Origin of the sequence: Pseudomonas sp. B21-032 (assembly GCF_024748965.1) — a bacterium.
GTDB lineage: Bacteria > Pseudomonadota > Gammaproteobacteria > Pseudomonadales > Pseudomonadaceae > Aquipseudomonas.
Genome location: NZ_CP087180.1, coordinates 1,377,589 through 1,400,636, shown reverse-complemented (window position 1 = coordinate 1,400,636; position 23,048 = coordinate 1,377,589). Strand labels below are relative to the sequence as shown.

The window sequence follows — 23,048 nt, the reverse complement described above, 5'->3', positions numbered from 1 at the left end:
GCTTAATCTCCTGCATTTGAATGAGTACCCGGATCGCCCGCCTCGGCAAAGGCCGCGCGCAGCGCTTGGGGGATGGCCCGGGGTTTGAAAGTATCGGCGCGCACACAGGCCACCAGGAACTGCCCCTCACAGAGCAGCGTTGCATCTTTTTCGCGCCACACCTGCTGCACGAAGCGCAGGCTGGCGCGGTTCAATTCAAGCACTTGCGCGGTAACCCGCAACTCGTCGTCCAGCCGCGCTGGCGCGTGATAGCGCGCCTCGCTGGAATGGACCACGAACAGCAGGTTGTCCTGCGCCAGTGCCGACTGGGCAAAGCCCAGGTCACGCAACCGCTCGGTGCGGGCACGTTCCATGAATTTCAGGTAATTGACGTAATACACCACGCCGCCGGCATCGGTATCTTCGTAATAGACACGACAACGATGTGCGAACGGCTCTAGCTCGTTTTGCGCGCGCATACTCTAGTGCTAACTCCTCAGCTTGCCAATCCGCCCCGGCAACTGTTTTTCATCGATTATGTCGTATTGCCAGCGCGACTGAGGCATGCCCGCGGATAGGACCACAGAAACGCTGGATAAATCTGTCATTCATCGGCCTGGGTGGAAAAACCCTCGCCACTGATCGATTCGCCCAGGCGATTGGGAATGTTCAGGCCGAAATGCAGGTAGGCATGCCGGGTCACCACCCTGCCCCGTGGCGTGCGCATGATGTAGCCCTGCTGGATCAGGTAGGGCTCGAGCACGTCCTCGATGGTGTGACGCTCTTCGCTGATGGCCGCGGCCAGGCTGTCGACCCCCACCGGGCCGCCGTCGAACTTCTCGATCATGGTCAGCAGCAAGCGCCGGTCCTGATGATCGAAACCGCGCTCGTCGACGTCCAACAGGTTCAGCGCCATGTCGGCCACCGGCTTGGTGATGTGGCCCTTGCCACGCACCTCGGCGTAGTCGCGCACCCGCCGCAGCAGGCGGTTGGCAATCCGTGGCGTGCCACGGGCGCGGCGGGCGATCTCGAAGGCACCTTCGTCTTCAATGGGCAGGCCGAGAATGCCACCGGAACGGCTGACGATGGTCGCCAGGTCCTCGGTGTTGTAGAACTCAAGGCGCTGGACGATGCCGAAGCGGTCACGCAGCGGGTTGGTCAGCATGCCGGCACGGGTGGTGGCGCCGACCAGGGTGAACGGCGGCAAGTCGAGCTTGATCGAACGCGCCGCCGGCCCCTCGCCGATCATGATGTCGAGCTGGAAGTCTTCCATGGCCGGGTACAGCACTTCTTCGACGATGGGCGACAGGCGATGGATTTCGTCGATGAACAGCACATCGTGCGGCTCAAGGTTGGTCAGCAACGCGGCCAGGTCACCCGGGCGTTCGAGGATCGGCCCGGAAGTGCTTTTTATCGACACGCCCATTTCCTGGGCAATGATATTGGCCAGGGTGGTCTTGCCCAGGCCCGGCGGGCCGAAGATCAGGGTGTGGTCGAGGGATTCGTTGCGCCCGCGGGCGGCCTGGATGAACAGCGCCATCTGTTCACGCACCACCGGCTGGCCGATGTATTCGGCCAGGCGCAATGGGCGGATCGCCCGGTCCTGGACCTCTTCACGGTCGCGCCCGGTGGCGGCTATCAGTCGATCGGCTTCAATCACTTAGATCATTCCCTTCAGGCTGCGACGGATCAGCTCTTCGCTGCTCAGGCCCTTGGCATCCACGGCGGCGACCGCCTTGCTCGCTTCCTGGGGCTTGTAGCCCAGGGAAATCAGCGCGCTGACGGCATCGGCCTCGGCGCTGGAAACGCTGGCAATCGGCAGTGGACCATTGGGCACAAGGGCAAACATGGCCGGGGAGGTTTCCCAGGCCTTGAAGCGGTCCTTGAGTTCGACCAGCAGGCGTTCGGCGGTCTTTTTACCAACCCCCGGCACCTTGACCAGGGCCGAAGCATCCTGGGCCTGGACACAGCGTACCAGTTCGTCGACCTCCAGGCCCGACATCAATGCCAGGGCCAGCTTGGGCCCCACGCCATTGAGGCGGATCAGCTCGCGAAACAGCTCGCGTTCGCGCTTTTCATGGAAGCCATACAGCAGGTGGGCGTCTTCGCGCACCACCAGATGGGTGTGCAAGGTCACCACTTCGCCAACCTTGGGCAGGCGGTACAGGGTGGTCATCGGCACTTCGAGCTCATAGCCCAGGCCGTTGACGTCGACAATCAGGTGCGGCGGCTGTTTTTCAGCCAGGGTGCCGCGCAAACGTCCAATCACGTTCCGATCCTTCCTCATGGGTACCGGCAAGCGACCGGTCAACCCTAACAGCAAATGCAATGGCCGATGGCATTGCCCAGGCAAAATTTGTTTCAGCAGATGATGCTATCAGAGCCGCAAGCGCCCGCTGCGACTGCGCGCCGTACCCAGGCCGTGGGGCACCAGGCTTGAGCGGGTATGGGCATGGCACAAGGCGATGGCCAGGGCGTCGGAGGCATCGATCTGCGGCTTTTGCGTCAGTTTCAGCAGGTGCATGACCATCATCTGCACCTGCTCCTTATTGGCCCCACCGGTGCCGGCCACCGCCTGCTTGACCTGGGTGGCGCTGTACTCGGCGATTTCCAGGCCTTCTTCGATAGCCGCGACGATCGCCGCGCCGCGGGCCTGGCCGAGCTTGAGCGCCGAGTCGGCGTTGCGCGCCATGAACACCCGCTCGATGCCCATGGTCACCGGGCCGTGCTGGCGGATAATCTCGCGCACACCGCGAAAGACGATCTGCAGGCGCTCGGGCAGCTCGCCGGCGCCGGTACGGATGCAGCCCGAAGCCACGTACTCGCAACCACGCCCGCTGTGGCGCACCACGCCATAGCCGGTAATGCGCGAGCCGGGGTCGATGCCAAGAATCAGAGTCATACGTCTTTGCGCCATAGTAAAAACAGAAGCCGGACCGGCTCGCAGGTGCAATGCAACTGCAGGCAGATCCGGCCTCGGGCCGGTAGGAGCGGGCTTGCCCCGCGATTGCGCATTACCACCCAATCGCATCGCGAGGCAAGCTCGCTCCCACCTAAATGAACAACTTGAGACTAGCCGAGCTGTTCCATGACTTCGTCAGGAATTTCGGCATTGGAGTAGACGTTCTGTACGTCGTCCAGGTCTTCAAGCATGTCGATCAGCTTGAGCACCTTCTGTGCGCCGTCCAGGTCGAGTTCGGCGCTGGTGGTCGGCTGCATGACGATTTCCGCGTCAGCGGCCTTGAAACCGGCCTCTTCCAGGGCGTTGCGCACGGCATAGAAGCTGTTGAACGAGGTAAACACGTCGAACGAACCGTCCTCGTTGCTGACCACGTCGTCGGCATCGGCTTCCATCGCCGCTTCCATCAGCGCGTCTTCGTCGACGCCGGCGGCAAAGCTGATCTGCCCCTTGCGCTCGAACAGGTAAGCCACCGAACCGTCGGTGCCGAGGTTGCCGCCGCATTTGCTGAAGGCATGACGCACAGCGGCGGCGGTACGGTTGCGGTTGTCGGTCATGGCCTCGACCATGATCGCCACGCCGCCCGGGCCGTAACCTTCGTAGCTGAGCTCTTCGACATTGTCGGCTTCGGCCGTGCCAGCACCGCGGGCAACCGCCCGGTCGATGATGTCGCGGCTCATGTTCGCCCCCAGCGCCTTGTCCAGGGCCAGGCGCAAGCGCGGGTTGGAGGCAGGATCGCCGCCGCCCTGCTTGGCGGCAACGGTCAGCTCACGAATCCACTTGGTGAAGATCTTGCCTCGCTTGGCATCCTGGCGCTCTTTGCGGTGCTTGATGTTTGCCCACTTGGAATGACCTGCCATAACGCACTCCGAATCCTTTGTAACAATGCCACGCCGCGGCCGCGCTCACGCCCGGCCGAGACCTTTAAATTCATGCGCCTTAACGCAAAGGCGCATCCATCTGGATGCGCCCGGGGCCTGCTTACTCAGCCTTGGGCTGTTCGCGCAGACGGATATGCAACTCACGCAGGGCCTTGGCATCGACCAGGCCAGGGGCCTGGGTCATGACGCACGCAGCGCTCTGGGTTTTCGGGAAGGCAATGACTTCGCGAATCGACTGGGCGCCGGTCATCAGCATCACCAGACGGTCAAGGCCGAAGGCCAGGCCGCCGTGCGGCGGTGCGCCGAACTTCAGGGCGTCGAGCAGGAAGCCGAACTTCTCTTCCTGTTCAGCCGCTTCGATACCCAGCAGACGGAAGACCGCCTGTTGCATCTCTTTGCGGTGGATACGGATCGAACCGCCACCCAGCTCGGTACCGTTGAGGACCATGTCGTAAGCACGCGACAGCGCGGTGGCCGGGCTGGCCTCGAGCTCTTCGGGGCTGCATTTTGGCGCGGTGAACGGGTGGTGCAGGGCGGTGAAGCTGCCGTCGTCGTTCTCTTCGAACATCGGGAAGTCAACCACCCACATCGGGGCCCACTCGCAGGTGAGCAGGTTGAAATCGTTACCGACCTTGATACGCAGGGCGCCCAGCGCCTCGCTGACGATCTTGGCCTTGTCGGCGCCGAAGAACACGATGTCGCCATCGACCGCACCAACGCGATCGAGGATCACGTTGAGGTTGGCCTCAGGGATGTTCTTGACGATCGGCGACTGCAGGCCTTCAACGCCCTTGGCGCGCTCGTTGACCTTGATGTAGGCCAGGCCCTTGGCACCGTAGATGCCGACGAACTTGGTGTACTCGTCGATGCGGCTGCGCGGCATGCTCGCGCCACCTGGCACGCGCAGGGCGGCAACACGGCTCTTCGGATCGTTGGCCGGGCCGCTGAACACCTTGAATTCGACGTCCTTGAGCTGGTCGGCAACGTCGACCAGTTCCAGCGGGTTACGCAGGTCAGGCTTGTCGGAGCCGTAGCGGCGCATGGCTTCTTCGAAGGTCATGTGCGGGAATTCACCGAATTCCAGGTCCAGGACTTCCTTGAACAGCTTGCGGATCATGCTTTCGGTCAGGCCCATGATCTCGGACTCATCGAGGAAGCTGGTCTCGATGTCGATCTGGGTGAATTCCGGCTGACGGTCGGCGCGCAGGTCTTCGTCACGGAAGCACTTGGCGATCTGGTAGTAGCGGTCGAAACCGGCAACCATCAGCAGCTGCTTGAACAGCTGGGGCGATTGCGGCAGGGCGAAGAAGCTGCCGGCGTGGGTACGGCTCGGCACCAGGTAGTCACGCGCGCCCTCAGGGGTGGCACGGGTGAGGATCGGCGTTTCGACGTCGAGGAAGCCGTTTTCGTCGAGGAAGCGACGGATGCTGGTGGTGATGCGCGAACGCAGACGCAGCTTCTCGGCCATCTCTGGACGACGCAGGTCGATGAAGCGATAGCGCAGGCGGGTTTCTTCGCCAACGTCGGAGTATTCGTTGAGCGGGAACGGCGGGGTTTCCGCTTCGTTCAGCACGGTCAGCTCATAACCCAACACTTCGATGGCACCCGAGGCCATGTTGGCGTTGACTGCGCCAGCCGGACGCGGACGCACCTTGCCGGTAATCTGCACCACGTATTCGCTGCGCACGCGGTCGGCGGCGGCGAAGCTTTCTGCGCGATCCGGGTCGAAAACGACCTGGGCCATGCCTTCGCGATCACGGATATCGAGGAAAATCACCCCGCCGTGGTCGCGGCGACGATGGACCCATCCGCAAAGGGTAATTTCCTGACCTTCCAGGCTCTCGTTCAGTTGGCCGCAATAATGGCTGCGCATCATGATGGTGGTTTCGCTTCTCGTCATTCGTATGTTCAGTGGAGGCCTTGCAGCCCCAAAGGGCTAATAGTGCAAGACCCTGCCGGTGCAATCAACTCAGTCAGCCTTGTCGCCGCCTGCCAGGTTCTTTTTCGCACCGGTCTTGAAGTCGGTTTCGTACCAGCCGGTACCACCCAGGCGGAAGCCCGGGGCCGAAATCAGCTTCTTCAGCGCTGGCTGCTCACACGCCGGGCAATCGGTCAGCGGCGCGGCGCTGAGCTTCTGGAGGACTTCCAACTGGTGGTTGCAGGAAGCACATTGATAGTCGTACATGGGCATAGGCGTGTCTCGTTAACCACAGCGCAGGCTGGTTCGGGCAGTAAAGCGCGGGATTATATATGGTTAAGGAGTGCTGTGCAGCCCGGCAACCGACTAGCGTGCCACTGGCAAGCCGAGCAAATAGACCACGCAGACCACGCGGATCAGCCCGCTGAAATTTTTTACCCCGCCATGACGCAGGTGTACCTCACGATCGATGTAAGACAACACGGCATTGACCGAGCACTGATTGGCCTTGGCGATGCGTTCAAGAATAGTCCAGTAGATCTCTTCCAGGCGCAGACAGGTGGCAAAGCCGTTGAGGCGCACCGACCGCGACAGCGGCTGGGCCAGGCCCATGTTGAAATTGGCCTCGAAAGGGTCGACGCCATCCTTGTGCGGCACGCAGGCTACGCGCCCCGTGCGATTCATCCATGCCGACATAGTCGTACCACGCCACTGTTTAACCGGGAAACAAACCCGCGTGCGTTATGCACGCGGGAACATGCCCTTAATAAAGCGCTGTGTAACGTGGCGGTGCCAGCAGACACCCTAACTCTGAATGTAGGAATACTCGGCACTGGAGCCGGTACTTTAAAACACCGGAAAGTGCTTCCGTACTAACTGAAATGCCCGAACTTCGCACAAAAGCTCGGGCATTCGAATAACAGGGTTCAATCTGCCGGTTACTTGCCTTCAAGTAGCGAGCGCAGCATCCAGGCGGTTTTTTCATGCACCTGCATGCGCTGGGTCAGCAGGTCGGCCGTCGGCTCGTCGCTGACCTTGTCGAGCAGCGGGAAAATGCTGCGCGCCGTGCGGGTTACCGCCTCCTGGCCTTCGACCAGTTGTTTGATCATTTCGTCAGCAGGTGGCACCCCCTCTTCTTCCTTAATAGAAGAAAGCCGCGCGTAGATCGAGTACGCCCCGGGTGCCGGGAAGCCCAGCGCGCGAATACGCTCGGCGATCGAATCGACCGCCAGGGCCAGTTCGTTGTACTGCTCTTCGAACATCAGGTGCAAGGTACGAAACGCAGGGCCGGTGACGTTCCAGTGAAAGTTGTGGGTCTTCAGATAAAGTACGTAGGTATCCGACAACAGGCGCGACAAACCATCGACGATGGACTTGCGATCTTCTTCGCTGATACCGATATCGATTGCCATGTAGTTCCCCTTTCCTTAGTGCTTGCTGATCAAGCGGGTACAAACCACTGTACCAAGAGTTTTCCACCCCTGCAGCCTCATGCCTGCGACACAAGGCTGCAGGCCGCGCGACACACGGTTGGCCGCTGATTTGAGAAGCCCGGGGCTTTGCTGTTAAATAGGCAGCGTGCCGCCCGCGCCGATTGTCATTGCCCGGGCGCATAGGCTGGCCTTCTCACGTTTTTGCGCTTTTTTACCCGTGCGCGCCGTGAAGCCTGCTCTTCCTGTGATCCGCCTTATCAATGTGAGCCAACCAACATGTTCAAGATCGTCCACCTGTTGACGGGCGTTGCAGCTTTGCTGCTGTCCTTCATACCCAGCCTCAGAACCGAAGCCATACCCTTCCTGCAGCAACCGGAGGCGGTTTACCTGGCGCTTTTCGGCCTGCTTAACCTGCTCATCGCTCCTGTGCTCGCGCAGCACTACCGGGGCGTGCGCCAGCAACTGCAGCGCGCTGCCAGTGCTTTGCTGGTGCTTACCGTGATCCTGCAGACCGTGACCTTGCTGGCCCGTCCGGAGCTTGGCAACCTGCCGGCCCTGGCTTGCGCCCTGCTGGCCACCATCCTGCACTTGATTGCCGGTTTTGCCAAAAGCGCTGTGGCCCGTAGCCAGAACACCCAGTACGACATGTCCAATCGCGATACCGGCACGGTGAAGTGGTTCAACACGTCCAAGGGTTTCGGCTTTATCTCCCGCGATTCGGGCGATGACATCTTCGTCCACTTCCGCGCCATTCGCGGCGAAGGCCACCGGGTGCTGGTCGAAGGCCAGCGCGTGGAGTTCTCGGTGATGAACCGCGACAAGGGCCTGCAGGCCGAAGACGTGATCGCCGCCCCACGGCGCTGATCAGCAGCAACAAAAAAACCGCGACGGCATCACTGCCCATCGCGGTTTTTTTTCGCCCCCGAATCAGTAATGCGGCGGCGGTGCCTCTTCTTCACTGGCCTCGTACTGGCCGACCATCTCTTCATAGCGCTTGAGCAGTGCTGCCATCTGCAACTGCAGGCGCTCAACGACGCGCTGCTGTTCGACCAGCACATCATTCAAGGCCAGCAGGGTATCGTCCTGAAAGGCCAGCCGGCTTTCCAACTCGGTCACGCGCGCGTCAAGGGTCATGATTCAAGCCTCCGCGAACTGAAAATCGTCAACCAATACCTCGGCCAGACGCAAACGGATCTCAGCCACCTGTTGTGGCGCATATTCAATTGCAGGTTTATTGCCCCACACAGGTGCCGGCCAGGCCGGATCAGAACGATGACGAACAATCACATGCATATGTAGCTGGCTAACTACATTGCCGAGGGTTGCCACGTTCATTTTGTCGGCGGCAAAGACGTCCTTGAGGATCTGGGCCAGGGCGTTAGTTTCTTTCCAGAGTTGCTGCTGATCACTGTCATCAAGTTGAAACAATTCGCTGATTTCGGCCCGACGCGGCACCAGGATAAACCAGGGATAGTTGCCATCCCTACTCAGCAACAGACGACAAAGAGGAAAGTCCCCCAGGCAAAAGGTGTCTTGTTGAAGACGTTGATCCAGAACAAACACTACGAAATCTCCTACAACAGCTTAATACCTTGCTCACACAACCCTCCGTGAGCCACTGCCAGCAGGATACTCCTGATCGCTCGTCGGGGCATTGCCTGCTGCCTTATTAATGAAGCAATGCACCGATTTAGCCCCTTCCCCTCACCCAAAAGGCCTATGCGTAGGCCGGTGTTACGCTGCCTGGCCAAGGAAACGCTACTTTTCGCACCAAAATGAAGCCGTCCGTCGGCGTTTCGCCCAGTGAACATCCACAAACTACTCAGCTTTAGCCTTCAACGGTAACGCTTTGACTTTACGGGCAACTTTTTCCCTTATTCCATTGCGATCGACAGCCGCGAACCAAAGGTTCTTTGACCCCCGGTTTACCGGCACCTGAGGGCCTTCGGAGGGCGAAAGCGTGAAAATTTCGTGAAGCCGTTCGATTTTGTGCACGCTTGTTGCATTGTCATCCGCCACGGTCGGCACGCCCTCTGCACTGATGCAGCGAGCGGCGACAAATAACAACAGCTGCATGGGTTAACCAGGGAGTTTCGGGGGGCAGGGGCTAGATTGTTTTTACCTATCCTTAAATCCGCTTGAAACAGCGCTGGAGTTGTACGGCCCGCGAAACCCGGGGCGTGGTTTGCGACAAGGACATAACTGTTAGCGACATGACCGTAAAGTTACCGAAAGGTTCTCGACAGGCATATCGCCAACGCCGGTCAGCGTGATATACATTTCCGCCGACACAAAAAGAAAGAGCCGCGCTGTATAAAAAAACCAAACAGCGACGGCAGTACTCTTCCTAAAAACCAAAGGAGCAAATCACGATGCGCGTGATGAAGTGGAGCATAATCGCCCTGGCTGTTGCAGCCGGCACCTCGCAATTGGCAGTGGCCTCTTCTCAGGATGAGTCCAAGGGTTTTGTTGAAGACAGCAAACTCAATGTCAAAACCCGCATGCTGTACTTTAGCCGTGACTTCCGTAACGTGCCTAACGGCGACCAAAGCCGCGTTGAAGAAACCGGCCTGGGCTTCCTCGGCACCTACCAGTCGGGCTTTACCCAAGGCACCGTAGGTTTCGGTGTCGACGCCATCGGCATGCTCGGCCTGAAACTGGACAGCGGCAAAGGTCGCGCCGGCACCGGCCAGTTCCCGCTGGGCGCAGATGGCCGTTCGCAGGACTCGTTCTCCGAAGGTGGCGCGGCGGTCAAGTTCCGCATCTCCGACACCGTGCTGAAGTACGGCACCCAGTTCACCGCCCTGCCGGTTCTGGCAACCGACGACAGCCGCCTGCTGCCTGAAACCGTCGAAGGTTTCCTGGTGACCAGCAAGGAAATCAAAGGCCTTGAGCTGAATGCCGGTCACTTCACCGCCCTGAATGCTCAATCGCAGTCCTACCACGACAGCATCGGTGGCAAGAACCGCACTACCGGGATCAAGAACCCTGGCCTGACCCAGGCTGACGTGTTCGGCGGCACCTATGCCTTCACCGACACCCTGAGCACCAGCCTCTACTACTCCAAGGTCGAAGACTACTGGCGTAAATACTACGCCAACGTCAACTGGGCACTGCCGATCAACGACAACCAAGGCCTGGTGTTCGACTTCAACATCTATGACACCAAGAGCGACGGCAAGGCCAACGTTACCGCCTTCGATGGTGACAAACTTGATAACCGTGCGTTCAGCCTGTCGGGCGCCTACAACATTGGCGCGCACACCTTCACCCTGGCCTACCAGAAGGTTACCGGTGACGGCGACTATGCCTACGGCATCGACGGCGGCGGCACCATTTTCCTGGCCAACTCCATCGCTCGTTCCGACTTCAACGCCGAAGACGAAAAATCCTACCAGGCACGTTACGACCTGAACTTCGCCGAATACGGCGTTCCAGGCCTGAGCTTCATGACCCGTTATGTCAAGGGTACCGGCGCCAACGTCACTGGCACCGACAACGGCAAGGAATGGGAACGCGACATCGAGGCCAAGTACGTTCTGCAGGAAGGTCCGGCCAAAGACCTGAGCCTGCGTGTACGTCAAGCCACCTACCGTTCGGGTGACGGCGTTTACTACGGTTCGCCATCGATCGATGAACTGCGCCTGATCGTCGAGTACCCGCTGAGCATCCTGTAAGCCTCGGGCTTTCAGTATCCCCAGTACGAAAGGGCCCGGCACTGCCGGGCTTTTTCTTGTCTGAATTCGGGCTGACAACGCCTTCGTGCTCCGGCATCCTGTACGCCACCGAATCGCCCCCGTACAATGCGGGGTCATTTAAAGTCTTAAGCAACCGACAACGGCCTACCATGCGCACCAGTCAATATTTGCTCGCAACTCAAAAAGAAACCCCTTCCGACGCGGTCGTCATCAGCCACCAGCTGATGCTGCGTGCCGGCATGATCCGCAAGCTCGCATCCGGCCTTTATACCTGGCTGCCGATGGGCCTGCGGGTAATGCGCAAGGTCGAAGCCGTGGTCCGCGAGGAAATGAACGCCGCTGGCGCCCTTGAAGTGCTGATGCCGGCCATCCAGCCTGCCGAGCTGTGGCAGGAATCCGGCCGCTGGGAACAGTACGGCCCGGAGCTGCTGCGCCTCAAAGACCGTCACGGTCGCGAGTTCTGCGTGGGCCCGACCCACGAAGAGGTCATCACCGACCTCGCCCGCAACGAGCTCAACAGCTATAAACAGCTGCCGCTGAACATGTACCAGATCCAGACCAAGTTCCGTGACGAGATCCGTCCGCGCTTCGGCCTGATGCGTGGTCGCGAGTTCATCATGAAGGACGCCTACTCCTTCCATGCCGATCCGGCTTCCCTGCAGCAAACCTACGATCGCATGCACCTGGCGTACAGCAACATCTTTACCCGCCTGGGCCTGGATTTCCGCCCAGTGCAGGCTGACACCGGCTCGATCGGTGGCAGCTACTCCCACGAATTCCACGTGCTGGCCGAGTCCGGTGAAGACGATGTGATCTTCAGCGACAGCTCCGACTACGCCGCCAACATCGAGAAGGCCGAAGCCATCCCACGGGAAACCGTGCGCCCGGCGCCGACCGAAGAGCTGCGCCTGGTCGACACCCCGGACGCCAAGACCATCACCCAGCTGGTGGACAACTATGGCCTGGCGATCGAAAAGACCGTCAAGACCCTGATCGTCCACGCCGCCGAAGAAGGCAAGCTGATTGCCCTGATCGTCCGTGGCGACCACGAGCTCAATGAAATCAAAGCTGCCAACCTGGCAGAAGTTGCCAGCCCGCTGGTCATGGCCAGCGACGAAGAGCTGCGCGACGCCATTGGCGCCGGCGCCGGTTCCCTCGGCCCGCTGAACCTGCCCCTGCCATGCATCATCGACCGCTCGGTCGCGCTGATGAGCGACTTCGGCATCGGTGCCAACATCGACGACAAACACTACTTCGGCGTCAACTGGGAGCGCGACCTGCCAGTTCCGCAAGTGGCCGACCTGCGCAACGTCGTCGAGGGCGACCCAAGCCCGGATGGCAAGGGCACCCTGGTGATCAAGCGCGGCATCGAAGTCGGGCACATCTTCCAGCTCGGCACCAAGTACAGCGAGGCACTCAAGTGCCAGGTACTGGGCGAGAACGGCAAGCCGGTAACCCTGAGCATGGGTTGCTACGGTATCGGCGTATCGCGTGTGGTGGCTGCGGCTATCGAGCAGAACTACGACGAAAACGGCATCATCTGGAGCGATACCCTGGCACCCTTCCAGATCGCCCTGGTGCCGCTGCGCTACGAGACCGAACAGGTTCGCGAAGCCACCGACAAGCTGTATGCCGAGCTGACCGCTGCCGGCTTCGAAGTGCTGCTGGACGACCGCGACAAGAAGACCAGCCCGGGGATCAAGTTCGCCGACATGGAACTGATCGGCATCCCGCACCGCATCGTCATCAGCGACCGCGGCCTGGCCGACGGCAACCTGGAATACAAGCACCGCACCGAGCGTGACGCACAGCCGCTGCCAGTGGCCGAGGTGCTGTCGTTCCTGCAAGCCCGCATTCGTCGCTAAGCCAACGCAAGAGTAATCATGTTCAAGCGAAGTACCATCAACCTGGGGGGCGCCGCACTGTGCGGCGCCCTGCTCCTCAGCGGTTGCGCCAACCAGATGTCCCAGCGCAGCGAGCACGAGGAGCGCATCGAGCGCAAGCTGCTCGAACACAGCCTGCAGATCGATGTTGGGGACCCCAAGGTACTCGAGCTGCCGCAACGGCGTGTGCGCATCCACGAACAGAAGAACTTCGAAGTCACCGAGTTCGAGGTTACCCGTCGCTACGATCGCTACACGCCTTACCAACCCTGGCGCGAAGTCTATGAGATTCCGCTGGGTGCGGTGGCGGTGGTGGCCGGTGTCGGCGCCAACGTGGTCAATGTCTTTGCCCTGGGCAACCTGCCCGACAGCGTGACCCATGACTGGTTGAGCTATGGCTTCGACGGCCTCAACCCGTTCATGAACGCCCAGTCCAACGGTCGTGCCCAGCAGAACCTGGCGGGCATCACCGAAGTGCAAAAGGACAAGCGCCAGGAATACACCAGCGTACCCTGGAGCGAGCGGCCGGTGTCGGTCAAGGCCGGCAAGATCGACCATGAGCTGACCACCGACCGCAATGGCGTGCTGCACCTGAACCTGCTCGACAGCCCGTTCAGCGAGCAGAACCTGACCCACATCGGCACCCTGCACCTGCAGGTGGTCGATGAAGACAACAACGTGCGTGGCGATGCCAGCCTGCTGATCAGCGCCGGCCTGCGTGGCAAACTGGTGGAAGCCCACGAACTGATTTTCGATGACCTGGAAGACGATGAAGTCAGCCAGTGGGTGCATCGGGTCAAGCGCCTGTCGGAGCTGGGCCTGGAAGAAGAAGCCAGTGAACTGGAGCAAAGCCTGATCGAGCTGACCCGCAACGATCCGGAGCTGCAACAGGAATTCCTCAAGTCGCTGACCAAGGACGCCGGCCGCCTGGTTGCCGACCCTGGCGCGCACTGACCTTCGCTGTACCCGGAGAGCGCCAGCCTGCTGGCGCTGCCCTCCTCACTCCCGAGTGAACAGCTCCAGCTGTTCATGCGCACCGCGCAAATCCTGCAAGCGCACACCAATCCCCAACAGCCTCACCGGCTTGCCGCCACGGGCAAAGGCCTGGCTGAGCAAGTGTTGATAGCTGCCCAGGTCACGCCCCGCCCCTGACTGCTCAAGGGTGGTCTGGCTGAAATCATGGAACTTCACTTTGACGAACGGCTTGCCCGGGCGATAACTGTCGTCGATGCGGGCCATGCGCCCGGCCAGGGTTTCCATCAGCTCCGGGAGTTTTTCCAGGCAACTGGCGAGGTCAGGCAGATCGGTGTCGTAGGTGTTTTCGACACTGACCGACTGACGCCGGCTGTCATTTTGCACCGGACGGTCATCGATACCCCGCGCCAGCCCCCACAACCGCTCACCAAAACTGCCGAATTCACGGGCCAGGGCCAGGCGACTCCAGTCGCGCAACTCCAGGCAGGTGATGATGCCCAGGCGGCCCATCTTGTCGGCGGTGACCTTGCCTACGCCATGCAGCTTGCTCACCGGCAAGGCAGCCACGAAGTCTTCGACTTCATTCGGAGTGACCACAAACAGGCCATTGGGCTTGCGCCAGTCGCTGGCGATCTTGGCCAGGAATTTGTTCGGCGCCACGCCAGCCGACACAGTGATATGCAACCGTTGGGCAACCCGGCGGCGAATATCGGCGGCAATCCGTGTAGCGCTGCCAGCAAACCAGGAACTGTCCGACACATCCAGGTAAGCCTCGTCCAGCGACAAGGGCTCGATCAGGTCAGTGTATTCGCGAAAGATGCCGTGAATTTCCCGCGAGGCTTCTTTATAGGCATCCATGCGCGGCTTGACGATCAGCAGGTCCGGGCACAGCTTGAGGGCATGGTGCGAGGACATCGCCGAACGCACGCCGAACGCACGCGCCTCATAGTTGCAGGTAGCGATCACCCCGCGCCGCTCCGCCGAACCGCCCACCGCCAGCGGCCGCCCGACCAGACGCGGGTCGTCGCGCATTTCGATGGCGGCGTAGAAGCAATCGCAGTCGATATGGATGATCTTGCGTTGAGACATAGGGAGCGTAAGAACAGGTTTAAAGTGATGTAAGCAGTATCTCACCCGCTAGCGGCCCATGCATCACAACTAATTCATTCCCCCCCGGAACCTCTGCAAGGCCCGCCCTTACTGCCTTGCAGCCCTTTTCAGCGGCGCTAAGCGATTGAAGGAGAAAGGATTTCTGCAAACAGGCTATTGACAGCCCCGGGCAAAACTGTAGAATCTCATCTCACAGGCGCGGGATGGAGCAGCCTGGTAGCTCGTCGGGCTCATAACCCGAAGGTCGTCGGTTCAAATCCGGCTCCCGCAACCAGATTCAGGAAAGGCCACTCTCACGAGTGGCCTTTTTCTTTGCCCGGAATAAAGCCCCGGGTAATTTTTAATTGTAAATCAACAATTAAGCGTTGACAGCCAAGCTCAACGCTGTAGAATCCGCCCCACAGACGCGGGATGGAGCAGTCTGGTAGCTCGTCGGGCTCATAACCCGAAGGTCGTCGGTTCAAATCCGGCTCCCGCAACCAAACAACAGAAAAGGCCACTTTGAAAAAAGTGGCCTTTTTTGCGTCTGCCTTCCAGCTAATCAGCCCGCCCCCTGAACGCCCTTCGCCGCTCAGGCAATATGAAACTTCTTTAACTATCCTCAAGGTGCTCAGCGGCCCGATCATATCGGACATTACGCTTCCAAAGGGATTGGTACTTTGACCGGATACACCCTGCTTCCCCTGCGCAAGCCACGAGGTGGCTGATGCGCACCCAGACGCCTGAAACACAAGCCCCTGTGACCGCCGCATTACCCAATGCCGAGCAACGCCTGCGCTGGCTCGAACGCCTGAGCAAGTATCGCCAGCCCATCGGCCTGGGCGTAACCTTGCTGCTGTTCGCTGTCGCCCTGATCGCCTGCCGTCACCTGCTCAGCGAGCTGGACATCTATGCCCTGCATGATTCGCTGCTCAGCGTGCCGCCGCCAGCATTGGCCGGCGCACTGCTGGCGACGGTGGCCGGCTTCGTCATCCTGCTGGGGTACGAGTGGTCGGCCAGCCGCTATGCCGGCGTCCAGCTACCGGCTCGCACCCTGGTAATGGGCGGCTTCAGCGCCTTTGCCATCGGCAATGCCATTGGCCTGTCGCTGCTGTCCGGTGGCTCGGTACGCTATCGCCTGTATGCGCGCCATGGCATCGGCGCCGCCGAAGTGGCGCGCATGACCCTGTTTGCCAGCCTTTCCCTCGGCTGCGCGTTGCCACCGCTCGCCGCCTTGGCGACCTTGAGCAACTTGCCGGCTGCAGCTTCAGCCTTGCACCTGGCGCCTGCATTGCTGGCGGCGATCGCCCTGGCGGTACTTAGCTTGAGCGGCGCACTGGTCTATGGCCTTTATCGTCGTCGCCTGCCCGAACAACCCCAGGCTGACAACCTGCTAGTACAAGTAGGCCGGCGTACTCTGCGCTTGCCGGGCGCACGCCTGACCCTGCTGCAACTGCTCATTACTGCCCTGGACGTAGCCGCTGCCGCCACCGTGCTGTACCTGCTGCTGCCCGAGGCGCCGCCGTTTGGTGCCTTCTTGCTGGTCTACCTGCTGGCGCTGGCGGCCGGGGTGCTCAGCCATGTGCCCGGTGGCGTCGGGGTGTTCGAGGCGATCCTGCTGGCGGCCTTTGCCGACAAGCTCGGCGCCGCGCCACTGGCCGCCGCGTTGCTGCTTTATCGCCTGATCTATGTGGTGCTGCCACTGCTGCTGGCCTGCGTCCTGCTGCTGGCCAGCGAAGCCAAGCGCCTGCTGTTTGCCCAGCAAGCGATCAGGGCCGCTTCCGGGCTCGCAGCCCCGGTGCTGGCGGTGCTGGTGTTTCTCTCCGGCGTGGTGCTGCTGTTTTCCGGCGCCACCCCGGAAATCGACGAGCGCCTGGAGCATCTGGGCTTCCTCGTACCGCACCGGCTGATCGACGCGTCGCACTTCGGCGCCAGCCTGATTGGCGTCCTCTGCCTGCTGCTGGCCCAGGGCTTGCGCCGGCGCCTGTCGGCCGCCTGGATCCTGACCACCGTCCTGCTGCTGGTCGGCGCCCTGCTCTCGCTGCTCAAAGGTTTCGACTGGGAAGAAGCCAGCATCCTGACCTTCACCGCCTGCCTGCTGGCGGTGTTCCGCCGTTCCTTCTATCGCCCCAGCCGCTTGCTCGAACTGCCGTTCTCGCCGGTTTACCTGGCGGCCAGCGCCTGTGTACTGGGCGCTTCGGTGTGGCTGCTGCTGTTTGCCTATCAGGATGTGCCCTACAGCCATCAGCTGTGGTGGCAATTCACCCTCGACGCCGATGCCCCACGCGGCTTGCGCTCGGCCCTGGGCAGCGCGGTACTGCTGGTGATCGTCGCCCTGACCTGGCTGCTGCGCACCGCGCGCCCGGTTATTCACCTGCCCAGCGCCGACGAGCTGCAACGCGCCAACGCCATCCTGCAAGCCTCCGACCAGCCCGACGGCGGCCTGGCCCTGACTGGCGACAAAGCCTTGCTGTTCCACCCCAACGACGATGCCTTCCTTATGTATGCACGTCGCGGCCGCAGCCTGGTGGCGCTGTACGACCCGATCGGCCCGGCCCACGAGCGCGCCGAAATGATCTGGCAGTTCCGCGACCTGTGCGATGTACACCATGCCCGCCCGGTGTTCTACCAGGTTCGGGCCGAGAACCTGCCCTTCTATATGGACATCGGCCTGACCGCGATCAAACTGGGCGAAGAAGCCCGGGTCGACCTCAAGCGCTTTGACCTAGAAGCCAAGGGCAAGGAGATGAAAGACCTGCGCTACACCTGGAACCGCGGCGGCCGCGACGGCCTGAGCCTGGAAGTGCACGAGCCGGGGCAGGCTCCGCTGGAAGAACTCAAGACCATCTCCGACGCCTGGCTCACTGGCAAGAACGTGCGCGAGAAAGGCTTCTCCCTCGGCCGTTTCAGCCCGGAGTACCTGCAGCACTTCCGGATTGCCCTGATCCGTTTCGAAGGGCGCCCGGTCGCCTTTGCCAACCTCCTGGAAACCCGCAGCCTGGAGCTGGCCAGCCTCGACCTGATGCGCGCCCACCCGCAGGCGCCCAAGCTGACCATGGAATTCATGATGATCGGCCTGATCCAACACTATAAGCAGCACGGCTATGGGCGCTTCAGCCTGGGCATGGTGCCACTCTCCGGGCTGCAACCACGGCGCGGCGCACCGCTGACCCAGCGCCTGGGCTCGATGGTGTTCCAGCGCGGCGAGCAGCTCTACAACTTCCAGGGCCTGCGCCGCTTCAAGGACAAGTTCCAACCGGACTGGGAACCTCGCTACATGGCCGTGCCGGCCGGACTCGATCCGCTGGTGGCACTGGCCGACACCGCCGCCCTGATCGCGGGCGGCCTGACTGGATTGGTGAAACGCTGATGATTCGACGCTACTGGCTGTACCTGCTGGTTCCCCTGCTGCTGGCCTTGCTGGCTGCCGCCCTTGGCTTCTGGCTGTGGACCCGGCCGGCCCCCGAAGCCTCCCTTGAGCACCTGAGCCTGGCCGATGGCAGCAGCCTGGTCCGGGTCAACCCCGGCACCCGGGCCAAGGCCCGCGTGGCCATCGCCGTGCCCCAGGACCAGGCCCTGAGCGACAAGCAACTGCTCGACCTGAGCCAGAGCGGCGAGGCGCAGATGGTCCAGGTGGTCCTGCCGCCAGCCGATTGCAACAAGCAGCAACAGGCGCTGCAGCAAGCCATGCAGCAACTCAAGGGCGCGCCGACCCTGGTAGCCGGTATCGGCCCGGGCGCAGCCCAGGCCTGGAGCTGGCTGGCCAGCCAGAGCGATGACAAGGCCCTGGCCATCTCGGTGGACTTCACCCTCGAACAACCCGGCTGCGCCACGCCGCTGCCCAAGTCCGCCGCCCACGGCCACTGGAGCGTGGCCTGGAACGACAACCCGGATGACGCCAGCGCCGCCTTCGTGCGCGACCAGGCCAATGCCGAGACCAGCATCAGCGACTACGACATCCACCTGCCGCAGGTACTCAAGGCGCAACTGACCCAGGCACTGGTGGGTGAGGACGGCAACGCCATGAGCATCCCGGTGGTCGAAGTACCTGCCGGGCAAACCACCGACACCGTCACCCTGTTTCTCTCGGGCGATGGCGGTTGGCGCGACCTGGACCGCGACGTCGCCGGCGAGATGGCCAAGCTCGGCTATCCGGTGGTGGGCATCGACACCCTGCGCTACTACTGGCAGCACAAGACCCCGGAACAAAGCGCCATCGACCTCTCCGAGCTGATGCAGCACTACCGGCAGAAATGGGGCACCAAGCGTTTCGTGCTAACCGGCTACTCGTTCGGCGCCGACGTCTTGCCGGCGATCTACAACCGCTTGCCGGCCGAAGACCAGAAGCGCATCGATGCCGTGATCCTGCTGGCCTTTGCCCGCAGCGGCAGCTTCGAGATCGAAGTCGAGGGCTGGTTGGGCAATGCTGGCAAAGAGGCACCGACCGGGCCGGAGATGGCCAGGCTGCCAGCGTCCAAAGTGGTCTGCGTGTATGGCGAGGAAGAGGCCGACGAGAGCGGCTGTACCGACCATACTGCAGTCGGCGAGCGCCTGAAGCTGCCTGGCGGGCATCACTTCGACGAGAACTACCCGGCGCTGGCCAAGCGCCTGATCGGCGATATCGAGAACCGCCAGGACAAGACCAGCGTCGCCGAGCAGGATTGAAGCGCGCCCCCCGGCGCGCAGCTGCAAGCTGTCAGCCTCAAGCTGCAAGCTAGAGCCAAGCGCGCACGGCTCTAGCTTGCAGCTTGAGGCTTGTAGCTTGCAGCTCCCTATATCTCTACCTGAGTGCCAAGTTCGATCACCCGGTTCAACGGCAAGTTGAAAAACCTCAGGTTGCCGTTGGCATTCTTCAGCAAAAAGGCAAACAGCAGCCCCCGCCAGCGCGACATGCCCACCAGCCGCGACGGGATCACCGTTTCGCGGCTGAGGAAATAGGTCGTGCGCATCGGACTGAAATCCAGCCCTTCCAGGTGACAGAGCTTCAACGCCGCCGGCACATCCGGCTCATCCATGAAGCCAAAGTGCAACAGCACCCGGTAGAAACCCTCGCCATACGCCTCGACCTCGAAGCGCTGCTGCGCCGGCACCCGCGGGGTGTCCTCGCTGACCACGGTCAACAGCACCACCTGCGAGTGCAGCACCTGGTTGTGCAGCATGTTATGCAACAACGCGTGAGGCACGGCATCCGCCCGTGCGGTGAGAAACACCGCCGTGCCTTCGACCCGATGCGGCGGCTGCACGCGAATGCTGCTGATGAACAGCGGCAACGGCAGGCTGCCTTCGTCCAGGCGCTCGACCAGAATCTGCTTGCCGCGCTTCCAGGTGGTCATCAAGACAAACAGGACAATCCCCGCCAGCACCGGAAAAGCCCCGCCCTGAACGATTTTCGGCACGTTGGCGGCAAAGAACAGGCCATCGACAAAGAGAAATCCCAGCAAAATCGGCACCGCCAGCAGCGGCGGCCATTTCCACAGCAACAACATCACCGTCGACACCAGCAGCGTGGTCATCAACATGGTGCCAGTCACTGCCACGCCATAGGCCGAGGCCAGCGCCCCGGAAGACTCGAAGCCCAGCACCAGCAGGATCACCCCGACCATCAGCGACCAGTTCACCGCACCTATATAGATCTGCCCCTGTTCGTCACTGGAGGTGTGCTGGATTTGCATGCGCGGCACATAGCCAAGCTGAATGGCCTGGCGGGTCAGGGAGAAGGCCCCGGAAATCACCGCCTGGGAGGCAATCACTGTGGCCAGGGTGGACAAACCGACCAACGGTATCAACGCCCAGTTCGGCGCCAGCAGATAGAACGGGTTGCGCGCTGCCTCCGGGTTTTGCAGCAACAGCGCGCCCTGGCCGAAATAGTTGAGCACCAGCGCCGGCAGCACCAGGGCAAACCAGGCGCGGGCAATGGGTTTGCGGCCAAAGTGGCCCATGTCGGCATACAGTGCTTCAGCGCCGGTCAGGGCCAGCACCACGGCGCCAAGAATCGCTACGCCCATGCCCGGGTGAACAATAAAGAAGCGCACCGCCCACACCGGGTTGAAAGCCTTGAGCACCTCCGGGCTCTGGGCGATGCCATGCACGCCCAGAGCGCCGAGCACCACGAACCAGGTGACCATCACCGGACCAAAGAGGATGCCAATGCGCGCCGTGCCATGCTTCTGGATCAGGAACAGCGCCACCAGCACGATCAACGCCACCGGTATCACCCAGTGGTCGATGCCGTCGAAGGCCAGCTCCAGGCCCTCTACCGCCGACAATACCGAAATCGCCGGGGTGATCATGCTGTCGCCGTAGAACAGCGCCGCGCCGATCAGGCCGCAGCCGACCATCAGCGCCTTGAGCTTGGGGTACGGCGCCGAGGCGCGCCGGGCCAACGCCGTCAAAGCCATGATGCCGCCCTCGCCCTGGTTGTCGGCGCGCAGGATGAACACCACGTACTTGATCGTCACCACCCAGATCAGCGACCAGAAGATCAGGCCGAGGATGCCCAGCACCCCATCATGATTGACCGGTACGCCGTAACCGCCCGAAAACACCTCCTTGAGGGTATACAAGGGGCTGGTGCCAATATCGCCGTAAACCACTCCGACGGCTGCCACCAGCAGGCTCAACGGCTTTGCCACCGAATGCCCGGAATCGGCCTGACTACTTGCCTGAACCATCCATCACTCCCGCCACCAGGCCCCTTGCACCAGACACAGGCACACTGCCGCGAAGCATAGCTGAGCGTTCGTCGTATTTCTGCTGGTCAAGTGACTTTGCGCTCGCTAGAATTGCGCACTTTTTGATCAGAGGCGCCCAAAGCGCCCATCAGGTTTGCCCGCCGGCCCGGCCAGGCAAGCCCTTCAATACCGAGGTTAGCCATGTCCACCACTCCTACGCCCACCACGCCTAAGGTCGGCTTCGTTTCCCTGGGTTGCCCCAAGGCCCTGGTCGATTCCGAGCGCATCCTGACCCAGCTGCGCATGGAAGGTTATGAAGTCGTGCCCACCTACGAGGACGCCGACGTAGTGGTGGTCAACACCTGCGGCTTCATCGACAGCGCCAAGGCCGAGTCCCTGGAAGTGATTGGCGAAGCCATCAAGGAAAACGGCAAGGTCATCGTCACCGGCTGCATGGGTGTCGAGGAAGGCAGCATCCGTGACGTGCACCCCAGCGTGCTCTCGGTAACCGGCCCGCAGCAATACGAGCAGGTGGTCAATGCCGTGCACGAAGTCGTGCCGCCGCGCCAGGACCATAACCCGCTGATCGACCTGGTGCCGCCACAGGGCGTCAAGCTGACCCCGCGCCACTACGCCTACCTGAAGATTTCCGAAGGCTGCAACCACAGCTGCAGCTTCTGCATCATCCCGTCGATGCGCGGCAAGCTGGTCAGCCGCCCGGTCGGCGAAGTGCTGAGCGAGGCCGAGCGCCTGGTCAAGGCCGGGGTCAAGGAAATCCTGGTGATCTCCCAGGACACCAGCGCCTACGGCGTCGACGTCAAGTACAAGACTGACTTCTGGAACGGCCGCCCGGTCAAGACGCGCATGCTCGAGCTGTGCGAAGCGCTGAGCAGCCTCGGCGCCTGGGTGCGCCTGCACTATGTGTACCCGTACCCGAACGTCGACGACGTGATCCCGCTGATGGCGGCCGGCAAGATCCTGCCGTACCTGGACATCCCGTTCCAGCACGCCAGCCCGAAAGTGCTCAAGTCGATGAAACGCCCGGCGTTCGAAGACCGCACCCTGGCGCGCATCAAGAACTGGCGCGAGCAGTGCCCGCAACTGGTGATCCGTTCGACCTTCATCGTCGGCTTCCCGGGTGAAACCGAAGAAGACTTCCAGTACCTGCTCGACTGGCTGACCGAAGCCCAGCTCGATCGCGTCGGCTGCTTCCAGTATTCGCCGGTCGAAGGCGCCCCGGCTAACGACCTGGGCCTGGACGAAGTGCCGGACGACATCAAGCAGGAGCGCTGGGATCGCTTCATGGCCCACCAGCAGGCGATCAGCACCGCCCGCCTGCAACTGCGCATCGGCAAGGAAATCGACGTGCTGATCGATGAAGTCGAAGACGAAGGCTCGGTCGGCCGCAGCTTCTTCGATGCTCCGGAAATCGACGGCAACGTGTTCATCGACGGCAACCACGGCTTCAAGCCGGGCGACACCGTTCGCTGCCGGGTGACCGACGCCGACGAGTACGATATGTGGGCCGAACCGATCTGATCCGGCGCCAATAAAAAAATGCC

Annotated in this window: 21 protein-coding genes and 2 tRNA genes; 9 read left to right on the top strand and 14 right to left on the bottom strand. The window is 61.6% G+C overall.

Annotation, left to right across the window (positions count from 1 at the left end; all coding sequences use genetic code 11):
* Nucleotides 1–2: 2 nt before the first annotated feature.
* From ybgC to LOY54_RS06360, 9 genes are all read right to left on the bottom strand, one after another.
* Complete coding sequence (gene ybgC / locus LOY54_RS06400) at nucleotides 3–458, bottom strand: tol-pal system-associated acyl-CoA thioesterase (RefSeq protein WP_045193538.1); 456 nt, start codon at nucleotides 456–458, stop codon at nucleotides 3–5.
* Between the two features lie 125 nt (nucleotides 459–583).
* Nucleotides 584–1,639: a Holliday junction branch migration DNA helicase RuvB gene (gene ruvB, locus LOY54_RS06395; RefSeq protein ID WP_258609906.1), complete on the bottom strand. Its 1,056-nt coding sequence runs from the start codon at nucleotides 1,637–1,639 to the stop codon at nucleotides 584–586.
* The gene (gene ruvA / locus LOY54_RS06390) at nucleotides 1,640–2,248 is read right to left on the bottom strand and encodes a Holliday junction branch migration protein RuvA (protein ID WP_010223195.1); all 609 of its coding nucleotides are present in this window, start codon (nucleotides 2,246–2,248) and stop codon (nucleotides 1,640–1,642) included. It lies immediately after the preceding gene.
* 108 nt (nucleotides 2,249–2,356) lie between these two features.
* Nucleotides 2,357–2,881, bottom strand: coding sequence for a crossover junction endodeoxyribonuclease RuvC (gene ruvC / locus LOY54_RS06385; RefSeq protein WP_045193540.1), 525 nt, complete (start codon nucleotides 2,879–2,881; stop codon nucleotides 2,357–2,359).
* A 170-nt stretch (nucleotides 2,882–3,051) separates the two neighbouring features.
* The gene (locus LOY54_RS06380) at nucleotides 3,052–3,798 is read right to left on the bottom strand and encodes a YebC/PmpR family DNA-binding transcriptional regulator (RefSeq protein WP_045193541.1); all 747 of its coding nucleotides are present in this window, start codon (nucleotides 3,796–3,798) and stop codon (nucleotides 3,052–3,054) included.
* Nucleotides 3,799–3,919: 121 nt separating this feature from the next.
* A complete protein-coding gene (aspS, locus tag LOY54_RS06375; RefSeq protein WP_258610696.1) occupies nucleotides 3,920–5,695 on the bottom strand; it encodes an aspartate--tRNA ligase in 1,776 nt (591 codons plus the stop codon).
* A 93-nt stretch (nucleotides 5,696–5,788) separates the two neighbouring features.
* Nucleotides 5,789–6,010, bottom strand: a complete 222-nt coding sequence (locus tag LOY54_RS06370) for an FmdB family zinc ribbon protein (protein ID WP_045193542.1) — start codon at nucleotides 6,008–6,010, stop codon at nucleotides 5,789–5,791.
* A 93-nt stretch (nucleotides 6,011–6,103) separates the two neighbouring features.
* A complete protein-coding gene (locus LOY54_RS06365; protein ID WP_045193543.1) occupies nucleotides 6,104–6,433 on the bottom strand; it encodes a ribbon-helix-helix domain-containing protein in 330 nt (109 codons plus the stop codon).
* 242 nt (nucleotides 6,434–6,675) lie between these two features.
* On the bottom strand, nucleotides 6,676–7,149 hold the full coding sequence (locus LOY54_RS06360; protein WP_045193544.1) for a Dps family protein: 474 nt from the start codon (nucleotides 7,147–7,149) through the stop codon (nucleotides 6,676–6,678).
* A gap of 297 nt (nucleotides 7,150–7,446) precedes the next feature.
* Between LOY54_RS06360 and LOY54_RS27450 the strand changes: the two genes are divergently transcribed.
* Nucleotides 7,447–8,034, top strand: a complete 588-nt coding sequence (locus LOY54_RS27450; protein WP_045193545.1) for a cold-shock protein — start codon at nucleotides 7,447–7,449, stop codon at nucleotides 8,032–8,034.
* 63 nt (nucleotides 8,035–8,097) lie between these two features.
* On the opposite strand, the gene LOY54_RS06350 is transcribed toward LOY54_RS27450, so the two are convergent.
* From LOY54_RS06350 to LOY54_RS06340, 3 genes are all read right to left on the bottom strand, one after another.
* On the bottom strand, nucleotides 8,098–8,304 hold the full coding sequence (locus tag LOY54_RS06350; protein WP_093386494.1) for a SlyX family protein: 207 nt from the start codon (nucleotides 8,302–8,304) through the stop codon (nucleotides 8,098–8,100).
* Nucleotides 8,305–8,307: 3 nt separating this feature from the next.
* Nucleotides 8,308–8,733, bottom strand: coding sequence for an HIT domain-containing protein (locus LOY54_RS06345; RefSeq protein ID WP_045193546.1), 426 nt, complete (start codon nucleotides 8,731–8,733; stop codon nucleotides 8,308–8,310).
* A gap of 255 nt (nucleotides 8,734–8,988) precedes the next feature.
* Nucleotides 8,989–9,246, bottom strand: a complete 258-nt coding sequence (locus LOY54_RS06340; RefSeq protein WP_213602202.1) for a hypothetical protein — start codon at nucleotides 9,244–9,246, stop codon at nucleotides 8,989–8,991.
* 296 nt (nucleotides 9,247–9,542) lie between these two features.
* Between LOY54_RS06340 and LOY54_RS06335 the strand changes: the two genes are divergently transcribed.
* From LOY54_RS06335 to LOY54_RS06325, 3 genes are all read left to right on the top strand, one after another.
* Entirely contained in the window at nucleotides 9,543–10,847 is a 1,305-nt protein-coding gene (locus LOY54_RS06335) for an OprD family porin (RefSeq protein WP_045193547.1), read from the top strand.
* A gap of 170 nt (nucleotides 10,848–11,017) precedes the next feature.
* Complete coding sequence (locus LOY54_RS06330) at nucleotides 11,018–12,733, top strand: proline--tRNA ligase (protein WP_045193549.1); 1,716 nt, start codon at nucleotides 11,018–11,020, stop codon at nucleotides 12,731–12,733.
* A gap of 18 nt (nucleotides 12,734–12,751) precedes the next feature.
* Nucleotides 12,752–13,705, top strand: coding sequence for a lipoprotein (locus LOY54_RS06325; RefSeq protein WP_045193550.1), 954 nt, complete (start codon nucleotides 12,752–12,754; stop codon nucleotides 13,703–13,705).
* Between the two features lie 45 nt (nucleotides 13,706–13,750).
* On the opposite strand, the gene dinB is transcribed toward LOY54_RS06325, so the two are convergent.
* Nucleotides 13,751–14,815, bottom strand: coding sequence for a DNA polymerase IV (dinB, locus tag LOY54_RS06320; protein WP_258609903.1), 1,065 nt, complete (start codon nucleotides 14,813–14,815; stop codon nucleotides 13,751–13,753).
* Between the two features lie 218 nt (nucleotides 14,816–15,033).
* Here dinB and LOY54_RS06315 point away from each other — a divergent pair.
* The 4 genes from LOY54_RS06315 (at nucleotide 15,034) to LOY54_RS06300 (ending at nucleotide 19,480) form a co-directional block, all read left to right on the top strand.
* Nucleotides 15,034–15,110 (top strand) — tRNA-Met (locus LOY54_RS06315).
* Between the two features lie 131 nt (nucleotides 15,111–15,241).
* Nucleotides 15,242–15,318, top strand: a tRNA-Met gene (locus tag LOY54_RS06310).
* A 224-nt stretch (nucleotides 15,319–15,542) separates the two neighbouring features.
* Nucleotides 15,543–18,185, top strand: a complete 2,643-nt coding sequence (gene mprF, locus LOY54_RS06305) for a bifunctional lysylphosphatidylglycerol flippase/synthetase MprF (protein ID WP_213602203.1) — start codon at nucleotides 15,543–15,545, stop codon at nucleotides 18,183–18,185.
* The gene (locus tag LOY54_RS06300) at nucleotides 18,185–19,480 is read left to right on the top strand and encodes a virulence factor family protein (RefSeq protein ID WP_258609902.1); all 1,296 of its coding nucleotides are present in this window, start codon (nucleotides 18,185–18,187) and stop codon (nucleotides 19,478–19,480) included. Before mprF ends, LOY54_RS06300 begins: the two co-directional genes overlap by 1 nt.
* Nucleotides 19,481–19,587: 107 nt before the next feature.
* Here LOY54_RS06300 and LOY54_RS06295 read toward each other — a convergent pair whose 3' ends face one another.
* Entirely contained in the window at nucleotides 19,588–21,486 is a 1,899-nt protein-coding gene (locus LOY54_RS06295) for a potassium transporter Kup (protein WP_045193554.1), read from the bottom strand.
* A 201-nt stretch (nucleotides 21,487–21,687) separates the two neighbouring features.
* Between LOY54_RS06295 and rimO the strand changes: the two genes are divergently transcribed.
* On the top strand, nucleotides 21,688–23,025 hold the full coding sequence (gene rimO / locus LOY54_RS06290) for a 30S ribosomal protein S12 methylthiotransferase RimO (RefSeq protein WP_045193555.1): 1,338 nt from the start codon (nucleotides 21,688–21,690) through the stop codon (nucleotides 23,023–23,025).
* The last annotated feature ends 23 nt before the right edge of the window (nucleotides 23,026–23,048 follow it).